Here is a 16260-nt window from a genome sequence, read left to right as displayed (position 1 = left end):
CACTTCTCCGGGTCACCGGGTAGTCTGGCAGCATGATGGATGTGAACGCAACACAGCTTGCCGGTGTGCTGAGCTTTGGCATCGCCGCCATCGCCTGTTACAGCGCCTGGCGGAGGGGGGCCGCCGCCGCGCGGCTTTGGGGGTGGATCAGCGCGATTTACGTGCTGATGGCGGCCGATGTCCTCTGGGGCGGGCGCTATATGCTCTCGGATGCGGTACGGGGCGGGCTGCGGGCGCTGGAGGCCTATGACGACCGCCGCCTCTGGCAGTCGGGCCTTGTGGTGGCCCTGTTGCTGGTGGCGGCGCTCGTGCTGTGGCGCGCCCGCGCCGGTCTTGGCCCGCGTGCGGTTTGGCTCAGCCTTCTGGCCCCGGTGTTTTTCCTGCTGGAGGCAACATCGCTGCATGCGATTGACGCGGTCTTTTACCATCGGGTCGGGCCCTTGCTGGGGATCGGCTGGCTGTGGGTGGGCCTTGCGGTCCTGACCACGGTCTGCGCGCGGCGGGCCGTCAGGACCCGCAGGCCCTGAAAGAGATCAGGGCGCGGTCAGCACCTTTTCAAAGAGCGCCGTGGCGTCCTCCCAGCTGTAATCCTTGACATAGGCGTGGGCGGCGGCTGAAAGCGCCTTCCATTCCTCTTGTGGGGCCTTCAGCACCTGTATCAGCCCCTGCGCCAACCCCTCGGCATCACCGATATCGGCCAGATAGCCATTGCGCCCCGGCGTGATCGCATCCGGCGCGCAGCCGGTCCGGGTGCCGACCACCGGGGTGCGGCAGGCCATGGCCTCCAGCACCGGCAGCCCGAAGCCTTCGGTGCGGCTGGCAAAGAGAAAGGCGTCACATTGGGCGTAAAGCTTGCGCAGATCGTCCTGCGCGGGGCGCAGATGGCGTTCAGCACTTTTGGGAAGCGCGAAATCCTGATGATAGGGATCCTTGCTGAAGGCAATGATCCGCAGATCCGGCCAGGCCTGCTGAACCTTGTGCAGGGCCTCGAGCGCGGTGTCCAACCCCTTGAAGGGGGTCGTGCTATACATCAGCCCCACCGTCGGGCGAGGCTGTTTGGGGCGTTCCGGCGCGTGAAACAGGCTCTGATCCACGCTGTTCGGCACAAGGGCCACGTCATGGTCCCCGTAGGTCCGGGCCATCTCATCAACCAGCCAGCCGGCAATGGTGATCTTTTTCAGCGGCAGGTAGTAACTGCCGGCACTCAGATGGCGCGTCATCTGATTGTGGACCTCATGATGCTGCACGAAATAGAACTGCCGACCCTTTTCCGGCGGCATCCGGGCGGCGTGAAAGGCGGTCTCCCACCAGGTTGCCACCAGAACATCGGCATCGGGCAGGTCGTCTGGCATGAAAGAGCCTGCGCGATCGATCAGTTTCAGCCCGGCTTTCATGGTGTCGTAATGTGACACATCCGGAAAGGACTGTGGCTTTTGCAGCTTCAGCCGCGATTTCAGCCGCTGCTGCAGGGGGAGAGGCTGGCGCTTTCGGGCGACCACGGTGACCTCATGACCCCGCGCCTGAAGCCGCTCTGCATAAATCGCATTGACGCGCTGACCGCCGGTCAGGTTCGGCGGTGGGCTCAGGAATGTGATCTTCACGGTCTAACCTTTCTTGTCCGGACGGGGGCGCCCTCTGATATCGTCTCTATACAAGGTGTTTTCCTCAAAACCCGGTCCGGGCGACGGCGTTGAAATATTCCAGCCAGACCGCGGGGCTGTTGTCCTGCCGGGCCTTGATCCGGGCGGCCTGTCCCAGTGCCTGCGCTGCCGGTCGGTCCTCGGCAAGGTGCCGGAGCGCCTTGATCATGCCGGCTTTATCGCCTGCCGCCATCAGCAGGCCGGTCTGGCCCTCGGTGATGTAATCCTCCACCCCGCGCGAGCGGGTCACCAGCAGCGGCAGGCCCAGAAGCTGGCCGCCGATGATGGTGATATGCCCGCAGGCGGTCTGATCGCTTTGCAAGGGTACTACCAGACCCAGACTGTCTGCCGCCACCCGCCAGGTCTGTTGCTTGGGCAGGTTGGTAAAGACCTCCACGTTGTCGGGAAAGGCGATGCCCGCAACCGAATAGGGGCGCGCCACGATCACCATCCTCTGGCGGGGCAGGGCGGCCATGGCCTGCGCCAGCAGCGCGTAATCGCGTCCCTCACCGCCGATGGAGCAGAGATAAGGGGTGCTGCCTGTCACCGGGCTGTCGGGGCCGGGCAGGGGCGGCTCCATCGTCCAGGGCAGATAGTGAACCCGGTCGGGGGGCAGATCGAAATAGGCGGGATACTGCGCCTGCTCGAAACGCGAAAAGACCACATAGGCGTCGATGCCGCGCAGCCCGCGTGTGAGCCGCGCCCGGTCGCGCCCCTGTGGCAGATCGGTGAAGTTGAAGGCAAAGGCGATATGGGGCGTGTCGGGGCAGAGCCACCGGCGCGCCCGGTTGGTGGCCGCAGAAACCCGTGGCAGATGCGAGACCAGCACGGCGTCCGTGCGCCCGCGCGCCGCGTGCGCGGCCATCCAGGCCGCCCGGTAACGCCCCAGCGCCGGGCGCGGCACCGATTTCTCGAACCAGTTGCGGGGGCGTCCGTAGTGCATGCTCCAACTGACCTGCGGGTCAGTGCTCAGCGGCTCCAGAAACCGCCACGTCGGCCCGGCCAGATCGGATATGTTGATAAAATGCACCTGTTTCCCCGCCGGAGGCCTGTTTTCTGTCTCCCTTCATGTCAAATGCTTGCGCGCGCGCCAAGACTGTGATGACAAGATTTGCGATTGCCCCGAGGCCGGTACGATGCAGAAACTCTTGCAAAAAGTGCTCTATGACACGCTGGGATATATTCCGACGCAGCGCCCCTTCGTCTTTGGGATCGGTCTGTCAAAGACCGGCACCACCTCCCTGAACGAGGCGCTCAATATCCTGGGCTTTCGCGCAGAGCATCTGCCGCCGGCAACGCGGGTGGCGCCAGCGGGCAAGATCGTGCTCGATTGGCCCTGGTGGCTGTCGAAATGTGACGCGGCCACCGATCTGAGCGTGGCGGCGGTCTTTGAGGAATTGCGCGCGCTGTTTCCCAGGGCACGGTTCATCTACACGCCGCGTGATCTGGACAAGTGGCTCGACAGTTGCCGGCGGCATTTCACCCATGATCTGGCGGCCCGCCGCGTGGCGCAAAAGAACTTTCACCTGATGGAGCTGTCACAGGCCTTCTACGGCTCGTTTCTCTATGATGAGGCGCTCTACCGCGCGGCTTATCTGCGCCATGACACGGCCGTGCGTGCCGCATTTGCGGGCGATCCGGCCTTTTTAGAGTATAATCTGACCGAAAATCCCGATTGGGTGCCGCTGTGCGATTTTCTGGAGCGTCCGGTCCCGCAGGCGCCTTTTCCCAACGCCAACAAAGGCCGCACGGATATCTGAGGCGGCGCTCAGGGCACCGCTTTGTCGAGCATCTCCAGCGTGCGGGCGAGCACCTCAAGGTCCATGGAAAACCCGCCCTGATCGGGTGTGCCCACCATGAAGGCGAACTCCATGTCCATCTCGCGGCACCAATCCAGATGGGAGGTGAAAAACCGGTCATGCGGCTGCAGCACCAAAAGCCCGCCCCGGTCGCGCATCGTATAAAGCGCATGGGACAGCTGGCTGCCCTCGACCCCGATCATGATCCGGGCATCCAGCCCTGCCGTCTCCAGCTGGGAGATGCCGCTTTCCGCCTCATGGATGTGGCAGCCCCTCTTTTCCAGCAGGGCGATCACCTCTGCCTCATTGGTCAGCGTGCGCGCGGTCGATTGCGGCCCGCGCTTGAGATAGACCATCCCGGCCCCGCCGGGGGTCTTGCCTTCGGCCCGTGCATGGGTTCGCAGGCTCTGGCGCAGCGCGTGAAACCGTTCGGCTTTATGCGGGTTCTGGCCGTGATCCACGTAAAGCGACAGGGTGCGGAAAAAAGCCGGCCGCGTCGGGGTCCAGTCCTGCCCGAACCGCCGGGCATAGTCGGGCTGTTCGGCCCAGGACGGGATCGGCATGACCAGCGGCGTGCCGCCTGCCTCCCTGGCCGCCAGCGGGTATGTGGCGCAGTCATCGCGCAGCCAATGCCCGAAAAAGTTGCACCCCACATGGGAGGAGACCAGCGTGCCGTGATCGCGTGTCTCGAAATCCTGCATCAGGCTGCTGGGGGCCTTGTGATAAAATGTCCGGCGCAGGGCCCCGGAAAACGCGTATTTCGGGGTCAGATAGGCATTTTTCACCTCAAGGCGCGCCAGCGTGTTGCTGTAAAGCCCCTTGCCCTTGACTATTTTTATCATTCTTTCAATGGGTTGCCCAAAGCCTGCCGCCTTGATCTTGTCAAGCTCGCCCGGCAGGTAAAGTGCGGGTTTATGGTCGTAATGCCGTTCGGGATAGAGCGTCTCCAGCTTGCAGGTCCTGCGGTCCATATCCGTATTCCTGCCGAGCTTGCGGGCAATGCCGTTTTGCAGATAGCTGATCCAAAACCCCGTTGATGCCATTTCGATCTCTGTCCCTTTCATGCCCCCGGCCCCGATTTACTATTGTCCGGTTTTTTTCCGACCCTTAAAGACAAGCCTGCGGTTTCTGGTTTATGGGTCTGTCCGGTGGTCGGATAGCCGGGTTTTGGTCCCTTGCACACCAATGAAGTGAAGAAAAGGTGATGAAAGTGGCACAAAACCAAGGAGAATCGCTTGGTCAGCGCGCCAAACGCGGCGCGCGCTGGACGGTGATCGGCATTGCGCTGACCAGTGTCATAAGGCTGGCGAGCAATCTCATCATGACACGGCTGCTGGTGCCCGAGGCTTTTGGGATGATCGCGCTGGCCAGCACCATCATGACAGCGATCAACCTGTCCACCGATATGGGCATCGCCCGTTCCGTCACCCGCGAGCCCGATGGGGATACCAAGCTGTTCCTGCGCATGGCCTGGATGGTGAAAATGCTGCGCAGTGCGCTCATCGCCGGGGCGATTCTGGCTCTGGCCGCGCTGATGTGGCTGCTGGCACCCGGTCTGGCCCCTGCCGGGACGATCTATGCGCAGCCTGAAATGCCGGGCCTGATTGCGCTGATTGCACTGGCCCCGATCTGTCGCGGGATGGGATCGGCCAACTGGGAACTGGCGCTGCGCAATATCGACCGGCGCTCCATCGTGATCTGGACGGTTCTCCCCCTCATGGTCAGCATCCTTGCGATGATCGCCTTTGCCCAGATCAGCCCGACGGTCTGGGCGCTGATGTTCGGCATGCTGACGAATTTCCTGGTGCAGAGCCTGGCCACGCATCTGTTTTTCCCCGGCCCGCGCATGAAGTTTGTCTGGGACAAGGAGATCGGGGACCGCCTGTGGCACTTTGGCAAATGGATCATGGGGTCCTCTTTTTTGTCCTTCGTGTCGCGCAATGCGGATAAATTCGTGCTGGGAGCGCTTTTGGGGTCTGCCACCTTCGGACTTTACGTGATTGCGCAGATCTGGGTGGAGGCGGGGCGCAACCTCATCAAGAAAATCGGGGACGGCATCGGCTATCCTGTGATCGCCGAAGTGGCCCGCACCCGGCCCGAGGATCTGGTACGGCTCTACCGGCGGTTTCAGTACCGCATCGATGCGCTTTGTCTGGCGGCTTGCGCAGCGGCCGTGGTGGGCGGGCCGATCATTGTCGATCTGCTCTATACCGATACCTACCAGCAGGCGGGTCATCTGCTGCAACTGATGGCTTTCAGTTTTCTGGTCCTGCGCTTCAGCACTCTGAGCAATCTTGTCCTGACGGCCGGCAACAGCCGTGCCATGCTCACCGTTTCGGCGATCCTGGCGGTGGTCTCCGTCACCCTGATGGCGTTGGGGTACCGGTTTTACGGGTTGGACGGGGCCGTTCTGGGGGTCGTGCTCGCGCCGCTGAGCCCGCTGCCCTATCTGCTCTATCTGGTGCACCCGATGCTGGGCACGAAAGAGGTCCGGATCGAGGCGCTCTGGGGGGGTGCCATACTGGTGGCGATCCCTGTCGGGTTCTGGGTGCTCTAGATCACTTGTATTCGATCAGCGCCACGCGGCCGCCGGTGAGCCTGCGCCAGAGGTATTGCAGCGCCCCCTGGGCTTCGGGAAATTTCGACAGCGTCAGAAACAACGCGCTGGCCCAGGGCTCGCCGCGCCATCGCAGGCGCAGGATCTGCAGGGGCCAGATCACCGCGAGCGCCAGCGCCCAGGGCGTGACCAGCACCGCCAGCAGCAGGACGACACCGGGCAGCAGGCCCCCCCAGATCGCCGCCTTGCGGGTCTCTGCCACGAAATGGCGCTCGGGTGGGCTCCCATGCAGGGCGGCCCCTTCGGCAAAGGCAAACCCGCCCCGCTTTGCGCGCCGCCACCACTGGGAAAACCGGGTGAGGGCGGCGTCATGCCAGGTCATTTCCGCGTCCAGCCGCCAGACCCGCCAGCCCGCCTGCCGCAGCCGCACGCAAAGCTCCGGTTCTTCGCCTGCGATCAGAAGGGGGTTATACCCCCCCACCGCCTCCAGCGCGTCGGCCCGAAAGAGCGCATCCCCGCCGCAGGCCTTGGCCTCGCCCGTCGGCGTGTTCCATTCCCTGTCGATGAGGGCATTGTACAGGCTGGCCTCCGGCGCGCGTTCGCGGCGTCTGCCGCAGACAACGGCCACGTCAGGATGTGTCTCTAAAAAGGCTTTTGCGGTGTCCAGCCAGCCGGTGCGCATCTCGCAGTCGCCGTCGAGAAACTGGATGTAGCGCGGCGCCGTTCCGGTCTGCCGGGTCTGGTCGATCCCGGCGTTGCGCGCACGCGCCGCGGTAAAGGGCTGGGACATATCCAGTGTCACGATCTCGGCGCCTGCTGCGCGGGCCGCCTGCTGTGAGCCATCACGCGAGCCGCTGTCCACATAGACGATGCGCCCGGCCTGGCCCTTGAGCGCTGCAAGACAGCGGATCAGCCGCGCGCCTTCATTGCGGCCGATCACCACGGCGGCAATATCGGGGTGCCGGCTCATGATCCGGCAAAGGGAAAGCACAAGGACAGGGCGGGATGGTCGGGAAACTGTCGGGCCAGCCGCGCGCGGTCCTCCAGGAACCGCTCCTGCAGCCCGGCGATCAGGGTCGGGGGCAGGGCGGGCCGCTCCTGCATGGTCAGCCGGGCGCGGATGCGGGTGCGCAGGGATTTGGGCACCAGTGTCTGACGCAGGGTCCGCGCGACAGGGTTGTCGAGCAGCAGCCCCTGCAAGGGCAACCGCCGCGCCCGGTTGGCCGAGACGTTCTGCGCCGCCATGTCATGCTGCCAGACGGCGCTTGCGCCGAGGCCCAGAAACCGGGCGATGCGGGCGAATTCCGCATCCGGGTCGGCCTTGATCTGCTCCAGTGAGGTCAGGAAGACTTGGTCCGCCCCTGCCGCCTCGATGAAGGGCGCGATCTGCATGCCGTAGCAGCTATAGGCTGCGATCTCAGGGTGGCGCTGGAATTCGGCCACCGGGTCCTGGCCCATGCGCGCCTCGGTCCATTCGTGGATGTAATGCGACACCGCCCGGTCGAGCGGGTTGCGAATCATATAGAGGAGCCGCGGCAGGGGCGCGCCTGCGGTCTGCGCCGCGTGCTGCATCCGCGCCAGCGTGTCCGGGTAGGTGGGCCGCTTGGTGTAATGGGTCGAAGCCTCACCGGTGAGCACGCCGGGGGCGGCCCCGTCATAAAGCGCGCGGTACCAGTCGATCCCCCTGGCATAGACGGCGTCATCGGAAAAGAAATTGGGTTCTTTCGGCGTGGTCATGAAGACCCCGTCCTGGGCGGCCAGCTGGGCCTGCAGCGTGGAGGTGCCGCATTTCATCGCACCGACGATCATGAAATCGGGCAGGGTCATGTCAGTCCTCGACCGCGCGGCGGGTGTCGAGCGGGTGGCGCGTGTTGATCCAGATGTCACGGGCTTCACCTTCGATCGTGCCGGGCAGCTGGCGGCCTGCGATCAGCCGCAGGTAGGAGATCGCCCGCCCCAGGGTCCAGAGCGTATTGGCCGCCAGCAGCCCTGCCGCCCCATGGGCCTGATACATGAACCGTGCCCGCGCCCGGTAGTAATACCGTGGCCGTCGCCTGCGGGCGGCCTCCATCGCCTTGACCGGGCCGCTGCCGCCGCGAAAATGCACCGCCACCGCCTTTGGGGTATGGATGATCTTCCAGCCTGCGCGTTTGGCCCGCAGGCAGTACTCGGCATCCTCGAAATAGAGGAAATAGCCTTCGTCCATGGGTCCGAGCGCCCGCACCATCTCGCCCTTGAGCAGGATACAGGCAAAGCTCGCCCAGTCGATCTGCGCCGGGTCAGGGTCCAGCCCCAGCGGCACGTCATGATGTTTGAACAGACGCGTCACCGGCCCGGTGGCGGCCCCGCGGATGAGCTCGCCCAGAGGCGAGTGAAACCGAAAGAGACTGACCTGGGGCTGCCCGTCCTCGCCTTCGAGCCGGGGGGCGATCAGGCCGGCGTCCGGCTGCGCCTCTGCGGCCTCCAGGATCCTGTGCAAAAACCCCGGTCGCAGTTCCGCATCGGAGTTCAGCAGTAGGTAGTAGCGCGCGTCATGGGCGCCCATGCCCTGATTGTGCCCGCCGGAAAAGCCGGTGTTCGTGGCCGAGTGCACCAGCTCCACCGGCGCGTCGGGATGGGCCGCGATCCAGGCTGCGATCTCTTCGGCAGAGCCATCGCCCGAGGCGTTGTCCACCACCACCACTCGGCCATCGATCCCGTCCAGATCGGCCAGCACGGACCGGACACAGGCCAGTGTCAGGGGCCCTGTCCGGTAGTTGATGATGGAAATGAGGATGTCATGTGCCATGAGAGCGGCACTTACCCTTTGTGTTCCGTGGGAACAAGCCGCCGCGCCCTCAGCGTCACCCCTCTTGGCGGGCGTTTGGGATGGGGGCGGGCATATTGCACCCCGCGCTTTGGAGCGGCGGCCTTTTCCTCTTCGAGACCGTGGCTGACCCGGCCCAGGGACAGCCGCCCCCACAAGCATCCCGCCAGCATCCAGGTCAGGGGGGTCTGGCTGGCATTGGGGATCAGATCGAGGATATTGGCCGCCAGCATCAGGGTGAGGATCGATGTCTCCAGTGTCAGATTGAGATGTCGTCGAAACCAGAAAAGATAGAAGGCGGGCAGGCAGTAAAGCCCGAATTGGGCCAGATAGCGCACCCAGCCGCCAACGCCAAGCGTCATGACCCAGGCGCCATCCGCGATGCTCGTATCCGTGCCGTTTTCGGCAAACACCCGCGAGCGGCCATACCCGCCCCAGCCAAAGACCGGACGCTCTGCCACCTTGGCAAGGAAATCGTCCTCGTTCTCGAGCCGCACGCGCAGCGAGGCGGCGCGCATCGGATCGACGCTTTCGGCATAGGCGTTGATGCGGTCAACCGGGACATAGCCCGCAGTGCGCAGCACCGGATAGCTGAGGAAGATGATGAAAAGCCCGACCGCCATCATCAGCTGCAGCCGCACGGTCAGCAGCAAGGCCATGGGAATCAGGGCCAGCGCAATCGCCAGCGCCCCGAGCGATTTGCACAGCACCAGCGTAAAGAACAGCCAGATCGCGGCGAGGACCAGCCGGGTTTTCCGTGCGGGGGGTTCAAGCCGGGTCAGCCCGATCGCAGCCACCAGGGCCATGGTCATGAAGATGGCCAGTACCAGCCCGTGTTCGAGAAACACAACCGGGCGGAACCCGTTGCCGCGCATGTGTTGCAGAAAGTTGTGCGGGAAAAATCCGTAGACCATGCGGTTGAGCTGCGGCGACATGCGCACCTCGTAAAGGGCGGGCAGCGTGTAGATGAGGGCCGCCAGCACAAAGATCTTCAGAAAAAGCCGCTGCTTTTCGGGATGGGCCAGAAATTTATGCGCCAGAAAGAAGGGCACAAGGGTCGAGAAAAACGCAAGGATGATGGAAAAAGCGTCATAAGTGCGCAGGGCTGGAAGGCGTATGGGGCCGTATTGCAACGGATCATCATTCGTGGCGGCGGTAAAAAACGCGCCGAATACGAAGGTGACCAGACAGAGCCGCGCCAGCGCGGAGCGCGGTATGAAGGTGGTCGTCCCCGGGGCCGACAGGGATTTTTTGAACACCAGCAAAACCAGCGCCAGCACGGCAAAGGCGGGGATGGTGTTTTTATCCAGCGTCGGCAGCACCGGCAGGTTGACCGAGATCTGCGTGGGCAAAAACAGGTACCCAAAGATCAGCGTCACCAGGATCGCCAGCGGCACCTCAAAGCGCCGGAAGGCCAGAAAGGCCACAACAGGCCAGCTAAACAGAGCAAAATACGCAACAGCCATTGATCATTCCACGGCGAGAATTTGGATCGGAGTATCGTCTATACAATCGGTTTTCTGCTTAGCACAATTCACTTTGCCGATATAGCACCCAAAGGTTCAAAGAGAGCGGCCGTGCCCTTCGCAGGCGCGCCACAGGTCTTACCAGTTCCTTTATCCCCCGCCCGATCCGTATGCGAAACCTTCGTTTTTGCGAGGCATCTTCTGTCGGCATCTTTTGCACAGGGGTCGGAGCGTTGACGTCTGATTGAACCAGAGGCCTGCCCCGTCTCAACCGTCTTACACCAAATGCATTCACCGTCTTCCCGACGTGGATCCGGGGGTCCGACCGCCCGGCCTTTGCCACTCACTTTCACAAGGACATCCCAATGCCCAAGAATAAATTCAATGGTTCTCAAACAGGTTCCACCGGTCCTTTGACCGAGCTTGAAGAAATCACCCCCTCTGACAGCGCCGATCTGCAGACTGTGACGCGCGCCCTCAATGTGGCCACGACCGGAACCGTGTTTGTCACGACACTCGATGGGCAGACCGGTGCGATCACCATTGCCGCGGGGATCCCTTTCCCGCTCCGGGCCACGCGTGTCTGGTCCACCGGCACGACAGCCACCGGCATCGTCGGGCTGTCCTGATGATCGGCGTCGGCGCCAGTATCGCATTTGCCTCGAATGTGGTCACGTTGCAGGGCCCCCAACCCATCGGGGCGCTTGTGACGCCAGCGTCCGCGCCGCTTGAGGTCGGGCAGACGCTTGCGCAAACCCCCAACTGGACCCTCTTTACCCGCGCCTCGAATTACATCGCAGGCGCGCCGGAGGCCACGATTGCCACGGTCAGGGTCGACTATACAGGTGACGTTCCTGATGACAGCACACCGCTTGCAGAAGGCGACCGGATCAGTTTTGCCATCACCGTGACCGACAGCGCAGGCGGTCGTCGGACCTTTGGGGTGCAGCCCCGCATCGTGGCATCTCGCGCGCCGGTCTTTACCGGCCCGCTGTCGCCCATCAGCTACCAGCAAGGTCTTGGCCCGCAGGTCTATGAAGACGCGCAAGCCGCCTTTTCAGGCTCTAATATAGCCTGGTCCGTCTCGGGTGCGGAGAATCTCACGATCCGGCCTGACGGGTTTATCGAGGTCAACACGGATCTCATCGACGTACAATCCGGCACGGTCCTGATCATCACGGCGACCAATAGCGGCGGCGCGGTCTCTGGCACCACGACGCTGCAGATCGACCAGACGGTTGTGAGCATCACCAACCTGACGGAGGGGGCTGCGGACGTCGACACCTATCCCGGTATCAGCGCGCAGCTCTCCAACGGGCGCGAGATCGACAGCTTCAGATGGGGCAGCACGCCCGGTGGGGCGCAATACGGCACCGCCCAAAACCCGCAGGCTTTCAGCGCAGGCACGCTCCATGTGGAGGTCGACGCAGGGGTGAACACCTATGCGACCAGTGTCCCGGCGATTGATCTGCTGAAATTCGATGTGCAGCCGTCCTTCGGGGCGCCCGGCTATACGGTGGGCGATACGCTCACGCTGATCGAGGGGGCCGCCAGCCCGGCGGCCACGATCACGGTCGAAGACTTCCGGCTCGATGGCGTGGATAAGTCGGACGCGTTGTCGGGGCTGTCCTGGGACACCTCGGGCGAGACGGCGGGCATCATTACGGCGCGGTTCCGGGCCTCAAGTGCGGGGCAGGCGGATATCCTGTCCGATGAAATCACGGTGGGCCTGAATGCGGTCGCAGCCCGCGTGTCGCCGCGCATCAACACGCTGACAATCGGGGCGCTTTCCGGCACCAACCTGCCGGTGTCGATCAGCATGACAGAAGATCAACCGACGCCTTACAGTGTCTATATTGTTGGTATTCCTGCCGGGGCGGTCGCCCCTTCGGCGCCACAGATCAAAGCAGGCCACGATGCAGACGCGGCCCCGGCGGTCTTTGCGGGCAGCTACACGGTTTCGGCGGCAGGCGTCATCAATGTGAATCTGGGGGGCAACCCCAGCGGCACCTTCGATTTCTATGCCACCGTCGAGGATGACGAAGGCGATCTTTGGGATAACGCGGCCTTTGTGACGGATGTGGATCTCGATACCTCGGCCTTCACCGTGGACCGGATCGGCACGATCCAGGGGTCCAGAAGCACCACGGATACCGTCACCTATACCGTCGATCTGTCGGGCTATGCCGCTGGTGACGAGCTGTTGTTCATGCTTGGCACGCGGGCTTACGGGACGGCCCTTACGGTTGATGGCGACGCCGCGACAAAGCTCTCTGTCGATCAGGGCGCTGCGGGAGCGTCGCTCACCACGGCGTTCAAATATGTCATGACGGACGATGGCAGCGGGGCTGCCACCGTGGTGGTGACACTTGCGGCTGTCGTGCGTGACCACTTGCTGATGGTCTACGGCGTCAAGGACGGCACAATCGGGACCGGGGCCGCGGTGGCCCATGCCTACCGCAGTAGCGGCACCGACCCCATCACGCTGGCGGTGACCCCCGCAGGGCAAGCCAACTATGTCATCGCCTTTTCGGTCGGGCCCACGTCTTACATCGACGATGGCATCGTCACATGGACGGATCTCAGCGAAATCTACCTCGATGTCCCCCCGCAGCCCGATAACCGCAAGATGGCGGTGGCTGGCCTTTTGCGGACAGACGACAGCTCTCCTCTTACCTTTTCATTTCAGGCTGGCTCAGGCGGTGCCTCATCGCTGCTCGGCATAGCAATTACGGCGGATTAATCACATGGTCACCCTGGTCACGACAAACAGTTTCTCCACGCCGCAAGCGGCCATCACCGCATTGCCCCGTATTGTGGGCACCCAACGGGCCGGTGTGCCCCTGAGCATCGCGGCAGGCAGCATGACGGGCCTGTCGAGCTATCAATGGCGCGTGAATGGCGCCAGTGTCTCCGGCGCGACGGGGGCCACTTTTTCAGCCCCGATGATGCCGATGGGCGCGCAGGTCTCCTGCCTTGTGACAGGCATGCAAGGCACCGCAGAGACGCCCGCCGTGCGGATTTATCATGCGCATGGCGATCCGTCGCACAACACGATGGACAATGCAGTGCTGGCGCTTGTGCCGCATGCGGCGGCCACGCATATCGCCATCCGGGATGGGGCGTGGTCTTCGGCGGCGACATGGGACACGGGCACCGTACCCGGTGCCGGCGCCGTGGTGCTTGTGCCTTTCGGGCGCACCGTCACCTATGACGTGGCCAGCGCGCCGCGCCTTGACCGGGTGCGGCTGGACGGGTTGCTGAATGTCTCGATCCTGCAGGACACCGAGATGCTGGTGGAGACGGTGGTGGTCACCCAGTCGGGTGAACTGCGCGTCGGCACCCCGGCGGCCCGGCTGCCGGACCAGTTCAGGCATGTGCTGACCTTTTCCGACCGGCACTATCCCGACAGCGCAGACGCCCCGTCGGATCTCAGCCTGACGCATGACCCGATGCTGCTGTCGCGCGGTCTGTTGTGGCATGGCCGGGTCAGCGTCTGGGCGCAGGACGTCACCCCCTGGCTGCGCACCGCCCCGGCAAGCGCGCCCATGACGGGTGACACCTCCCTGACACTGGCCGAAGCCCCCACGGGCTGGGCCGTCGGAGACACCATCGTCATTGGCGGCACGTTCTTTCGGGAATCCAACGGGATCATCACTGGCGAGGAAAACGAAGAGCGTGTCATCACATCGATAAACGGGGCGACCGTCGGCTGGGCCGCGAATGCGCCGCTGGTTCACGACCACGACCACCAGAACGCAGGGATAACCGGGGTGACGGAGCTGCAGCCTGCGGTGCTCAACAAAAAGCGCAATGTGATCTGGCGCTCCGAGGCCCCCAACGAGGACAAGCCCTGGCGCCGCGGTCACTCCATGGCGATGCATATGACAACCCGGGTCGACCTCTGGGGGGTTGCCTGTCTGGATATGGGCCGCACGGATAAATCGATCTATTCGGGCATCATCCGGGACGGCCGCTTTGCCAGCTACCCTTACGATTCAGACGAAGAGCAATATGTCGGTCAGAGCATCGACGCGAGCTTGCAGGCCACGCTGGAAGGGCTGGGGTATACGGTCACCCGCAGCGGCGATACCGTCACCGCCGTGGAGCGTCCCGCCGCCAACCCCGATGGCCTGCCGACCATAAATGTCGATGGCGCAGGGGCTGTCAGGTCGGTCAACCAGGACGTGATCCGCTACAGCCCGCTCACGGCACGGTCGAATTTGCAGTCGCGCTATCCTCTGCATGTGCATTTTGCAGGCTTTGGTCGCGGCGCGCAAAAGCCCGTCATCCAGGCCTGCTATGTGGAGAACGCGCCGGCCTGGGCCTATGTTCACCACGGCTGCGAGGCAGACTTCTTTGACAATGTCGGCTACCGGTTCGTGGGCGCGGGCATGGTCTCTGAGACCGCGGATGAGCTGGGCGCATGGGTCGGCAACCTGATGCTGGGCACGCGCCCCGGGTTTGCCGGCAACCGCGTGAGCGCCGGAAACCCCAAGAATGACGAAGGCGCCTCGGCCCGATACGGGGATTTCGCCTTTACCGGTATGGGCATGTTTTTCCGGGGCCGCGCCATGCGGGTCAACAACAACATGGTCATGTCCGTGCCGTCCGCCTATGTGTTCTTTCACCGGGCCAACCGCGCAGACAACCCGGCGTATCAGCTCTCCAAGAAACTGAAAGTCCCGCGCGCGCATCTTGATATCGGGTCGCTGTCCTATCTGGACTGGCAGAATGGGTACCTGAATGCGGAGGATGTGCCGATCCGTCACTTTGCGGGCAATGAATGCGCGGGCGTCCAGGGATACGGTTTTGCCGTCACCAAGTCGGGGGCAAAGCAGGACCATGCCCTGGCCATCAACGTCAAGAACAACAAGTTCTGGGCGGTCGGGATCGGCACGCATCTTGAGTATGTGGCGCGCTACAATTTCCTTGATAACCGGTTCTATGCCACGGGCCGGACCATCGGGGGCAAGACGAAAACAGGGTTCCGTCTGGCCGCCATCCAGATTTCCAACGTGCGCAACCACGTGGAAGGCTTTGACGTGGCTTTTGACCTCTGGGGGGTTTCGAACTTTGCCTGGACGAAGGATTTCAATCTGCCCGATGACCCGCTTTTTGCCATCATCGCGCCGACGCTGGTCAACAACACAGTCGATTATGAATACACCGAGGCGCAGGCCGAGCGGGATGCTCTGACCACCGTCACCGCGCAGGACCGCACCCTGTTTCTGTCCTCCGTCCCGGCAGAGGTGGAGCCGACCCTCTCAGGCCCGTTCATTGCCTACGACTGGACGGGGGGCACGCAGAATCTGGATGTCGAAAAAAGCTACGATTACACCAATTCTGTCTTTACGGTCACCGACAGCCTGGGCACGGCTCCTATTCCCGTCAGCTATGACACATCGGGCCTTTGGTATGGCAAGTCAGATCACAACATCAAGACCATCGAGGGCGTTAGAACCGAAGTCGACGAGCAGGATGCCAAGCTGACAGGCAAGCTGCTGCAAGAGCAGATTGCCCGTGTGGGGTACTGGACCTATCAGGGCGACGATATCGCGGTCTTTCCGCTCTATATCTCGGATCGGGTGACGGGGCGGCCTGCGCTTCATACGGTTGCGGTGCGCTGCACGGGCACGGTGCGCGCGGCCAGCACCTTCGGCAGTTCCAACGGGGCCTTCACCCTGTCGGCCACGGGCCCCGCACGGGCTGATCTCACCGCAACGACGGACCGCAATACGCCGGTCACCCTCGATGTGCTGGCAGGAGCCAGTGGCGAGGCCGGGACCACGCTGTCGCTCTTTGAGGACAGGATCAAACCGGACTATGGCGAGCTCAAGAACAATGGTGACGGCACGGTCACCTACACCCCTGACCGCGATTACGTCAGCCCCCCGGACATCCCGGACACCATGTTCGTCTTCATCACCGATGGGCGCGGGCGCTTTGAGACCGTGAAAATCTCCGTCACAACATCCTGAGGAGGGGGCCG

General features: G+C 63.3%; 13 protein-coding genes. 6 read left to right on the top strand and 7 right to left on the bottom strand.

The window, feature by feature from the left end:
• The first annotated feature begins 32 nt into the window (after nt 1-32).
• A complete protein-coding gene (locus tag H7847_RS22980) occupies nt 33-527 on the top strand; it encodes a hypothetical protein (RefSeq protein WP_227271831.1) in 495 nt (164 codons plus the stop codon).
• A gap of 6 nt (nt 528-533) precedes the next feature.
• On the opposite strand, the gene H7847_RS22975 is transcribed toward H7847_RS22980, so the two are convergent.
• Nucleotides 534-1601 (bottom strand): glycosyltransferase family 4 protein, encoded by a 1068-nt coding sequence (locus H7847_RS22975; RefSeq protein WP_227271830.1) that lies wholly within the window; start codon nt 1599-1601, stop codon nt 534-536.
• Between the two features lie 64 nt (nt 1602-1665).
• A complete protein-coding gene (locus H7847_RS22970) occupies nt 1666-2670 on the bottom strand; it encodes a glycosyltransferase (RefSeq protein ID WP_227271829.1) in 1005 nt (334 codons plus the stop codon).
• Nucleotides 2671-2776: 106 nt separating this feature from the next.
• Here H7847_RS22970 and H7847_RS22965 point away from each other — a divergent pair, with 106 nt between their 5' ends.
• Nucleotides 2777-3400: a sulfotransferase family protein gene (locus H7847_RS22965; RefSeq protein ID WP_227271828.1), complete on the top strand. Its 624-nt coding sequence runs from the start codon at nt 2777-2779 to the stop codon at nt 3398-3400.
• An 8-nt stretch (nt 3401-3408) separates the two neighbouring features.
• Here the strand turns inward: H7847_RS22965 and H7847_RS22960 are convergent, their stop codons facing one another.
• Nucleotides 3409-4503 (bottom strand): glycosyltransferase 61 family protein, encoded by a 1095-nt coding sequence (locus H7847_RS22960; protein ID WP_227271827.1) that lies wholly within the window; start codon nt 4501-4503, stop codon nt 3409-3411.
• A 140-nt stretch (nt 4504-4643) separates the two neighbouring features.
• On the opposite strand from H7847_RS22960, the gene H7847_RS22955 reads away from it, so the two are divergent.
• Nucleotides 4644-5996 (top strand): oligosaccharide flippase family protein, encoded by a 1353-nt coding sequence (locus H7847_RS22955; RefSeq protein WP_227271826.1) that lies wholly within the window; start codon nt 4644-4646, stop codon nt 5994-5996.
• Between the two features lies 1 nt (nt 5997).
• Here H7847_RS22955 and H7847_RS22950 read toward each other — a convergent pair whose 3' ends face one another.
• The 4 genes from H7847_RS22950 to H7847_RS22935 are packed head-to-tail and all read right to left on the bottom strand — an operon-like array spanning nt 5998 to nt 10268.
• Complete coding sequence (locus H7847_RS22950; protein WP_227271825.1) at nt 5998-6966, bottom strand: glycosyltransferase family 2 protein; 969 nt, start codon at nt 6964-6966, stop codon at nt 5998-6000.
• On the bottom strand, nt 6963-7823 hold the full coding sequence (locus H7847_RS22945) for a sulfotransferase domain-containing protein (protein WP_227271824.1): 861 nt from the start codon (nt 7821-7823) through the stop codon (nt 6963-6965). The genes H7847_RS22950 and H7847_RS22945 overlap by 4 nt, the downstream gene beginning before the upstream one ends.
• 1 nt (nt 7824) lies before the next feature.
• A complete protein-coding gene (locus tag H7847_RS22940; protein WP_227271823.1) occupies nt 7825-8784 on the bottom strand; it encodes a glycosyltransferase family 2 protein in 960 nt (319 codons plus the stop codon).
• 11 nt (nt 8785-8795) lie between these two features.
• Nucleotides 8796-10268, bottom strand: coding sequence for a hypothetical protein (locus H7847_RS22935; RefSeq protein ID WP_227271822.1), 1473 nt, complete (start codon nt 10266-10268; stop codon nt 8796-8798).
• A gap of 365 nt (nt 10269-10633) precedes the next feature.
• Between H7847_RS22935 and H7847_RS22930 the strand changes: the two genes are divergently transcribed.
• The 3 genes from H7847_RS22930 to H7847_RS22920 are packed head-to-tail and all read left to right on the top strand — an operon-like array spanning nt 10634 to nt 16249.
• Nucleotides 10634-10897: a spike base protein, RCAP_Rcc01079 family gene (locus H7847_RS22930; RefSeq protein WP_227271821.1), complete on the top strand. Its 264-nt coding sequence runs from the start codon at nt 10634-10636 to the stop codon at nt 10895-10897.
• Nucleotides 10897-13011, top strand: coding sequence for a hypothetical protein (locus H7847_RS22925; protein ID WP_227271820.1), 2115 nt, complete (start codon nt 10897-10899; stop codon nt 13009-13011). Before H7847_RS22930 ends, H7847_RS22925 begins: the two co-directional genes overlap by 1 nt.
• A 4-nt stretch (nt 13012-13015) precedes the next feature.
• Nucleotides 13016-16249, top strand: coding sequence for a G8 domain-containing protein (locus H7847_RS22920; protein ID WP_227271819.1), 3234 nt, complete (start codon nt 13016-13018; stop codon nt 16247-16249).
• The last annotated feature ends 11 nt before the right edge of the window (nt 16250-16260 follow it).

This window comes from Roseobacter weihaiensis, assembly GCF_020622345.1.
Classification (GTDB): Bacteria; Pseudomonadota; Alphaproteobacteria; order Rhodobacterales; family Rhodobacteraceae; genus Roseobacter; species Roseobacter weihaiensis.
Note: the sequence above shows the minus strand (reverse complement) of the source record. Positions and strands in the feature narration are given on the sequence as shown.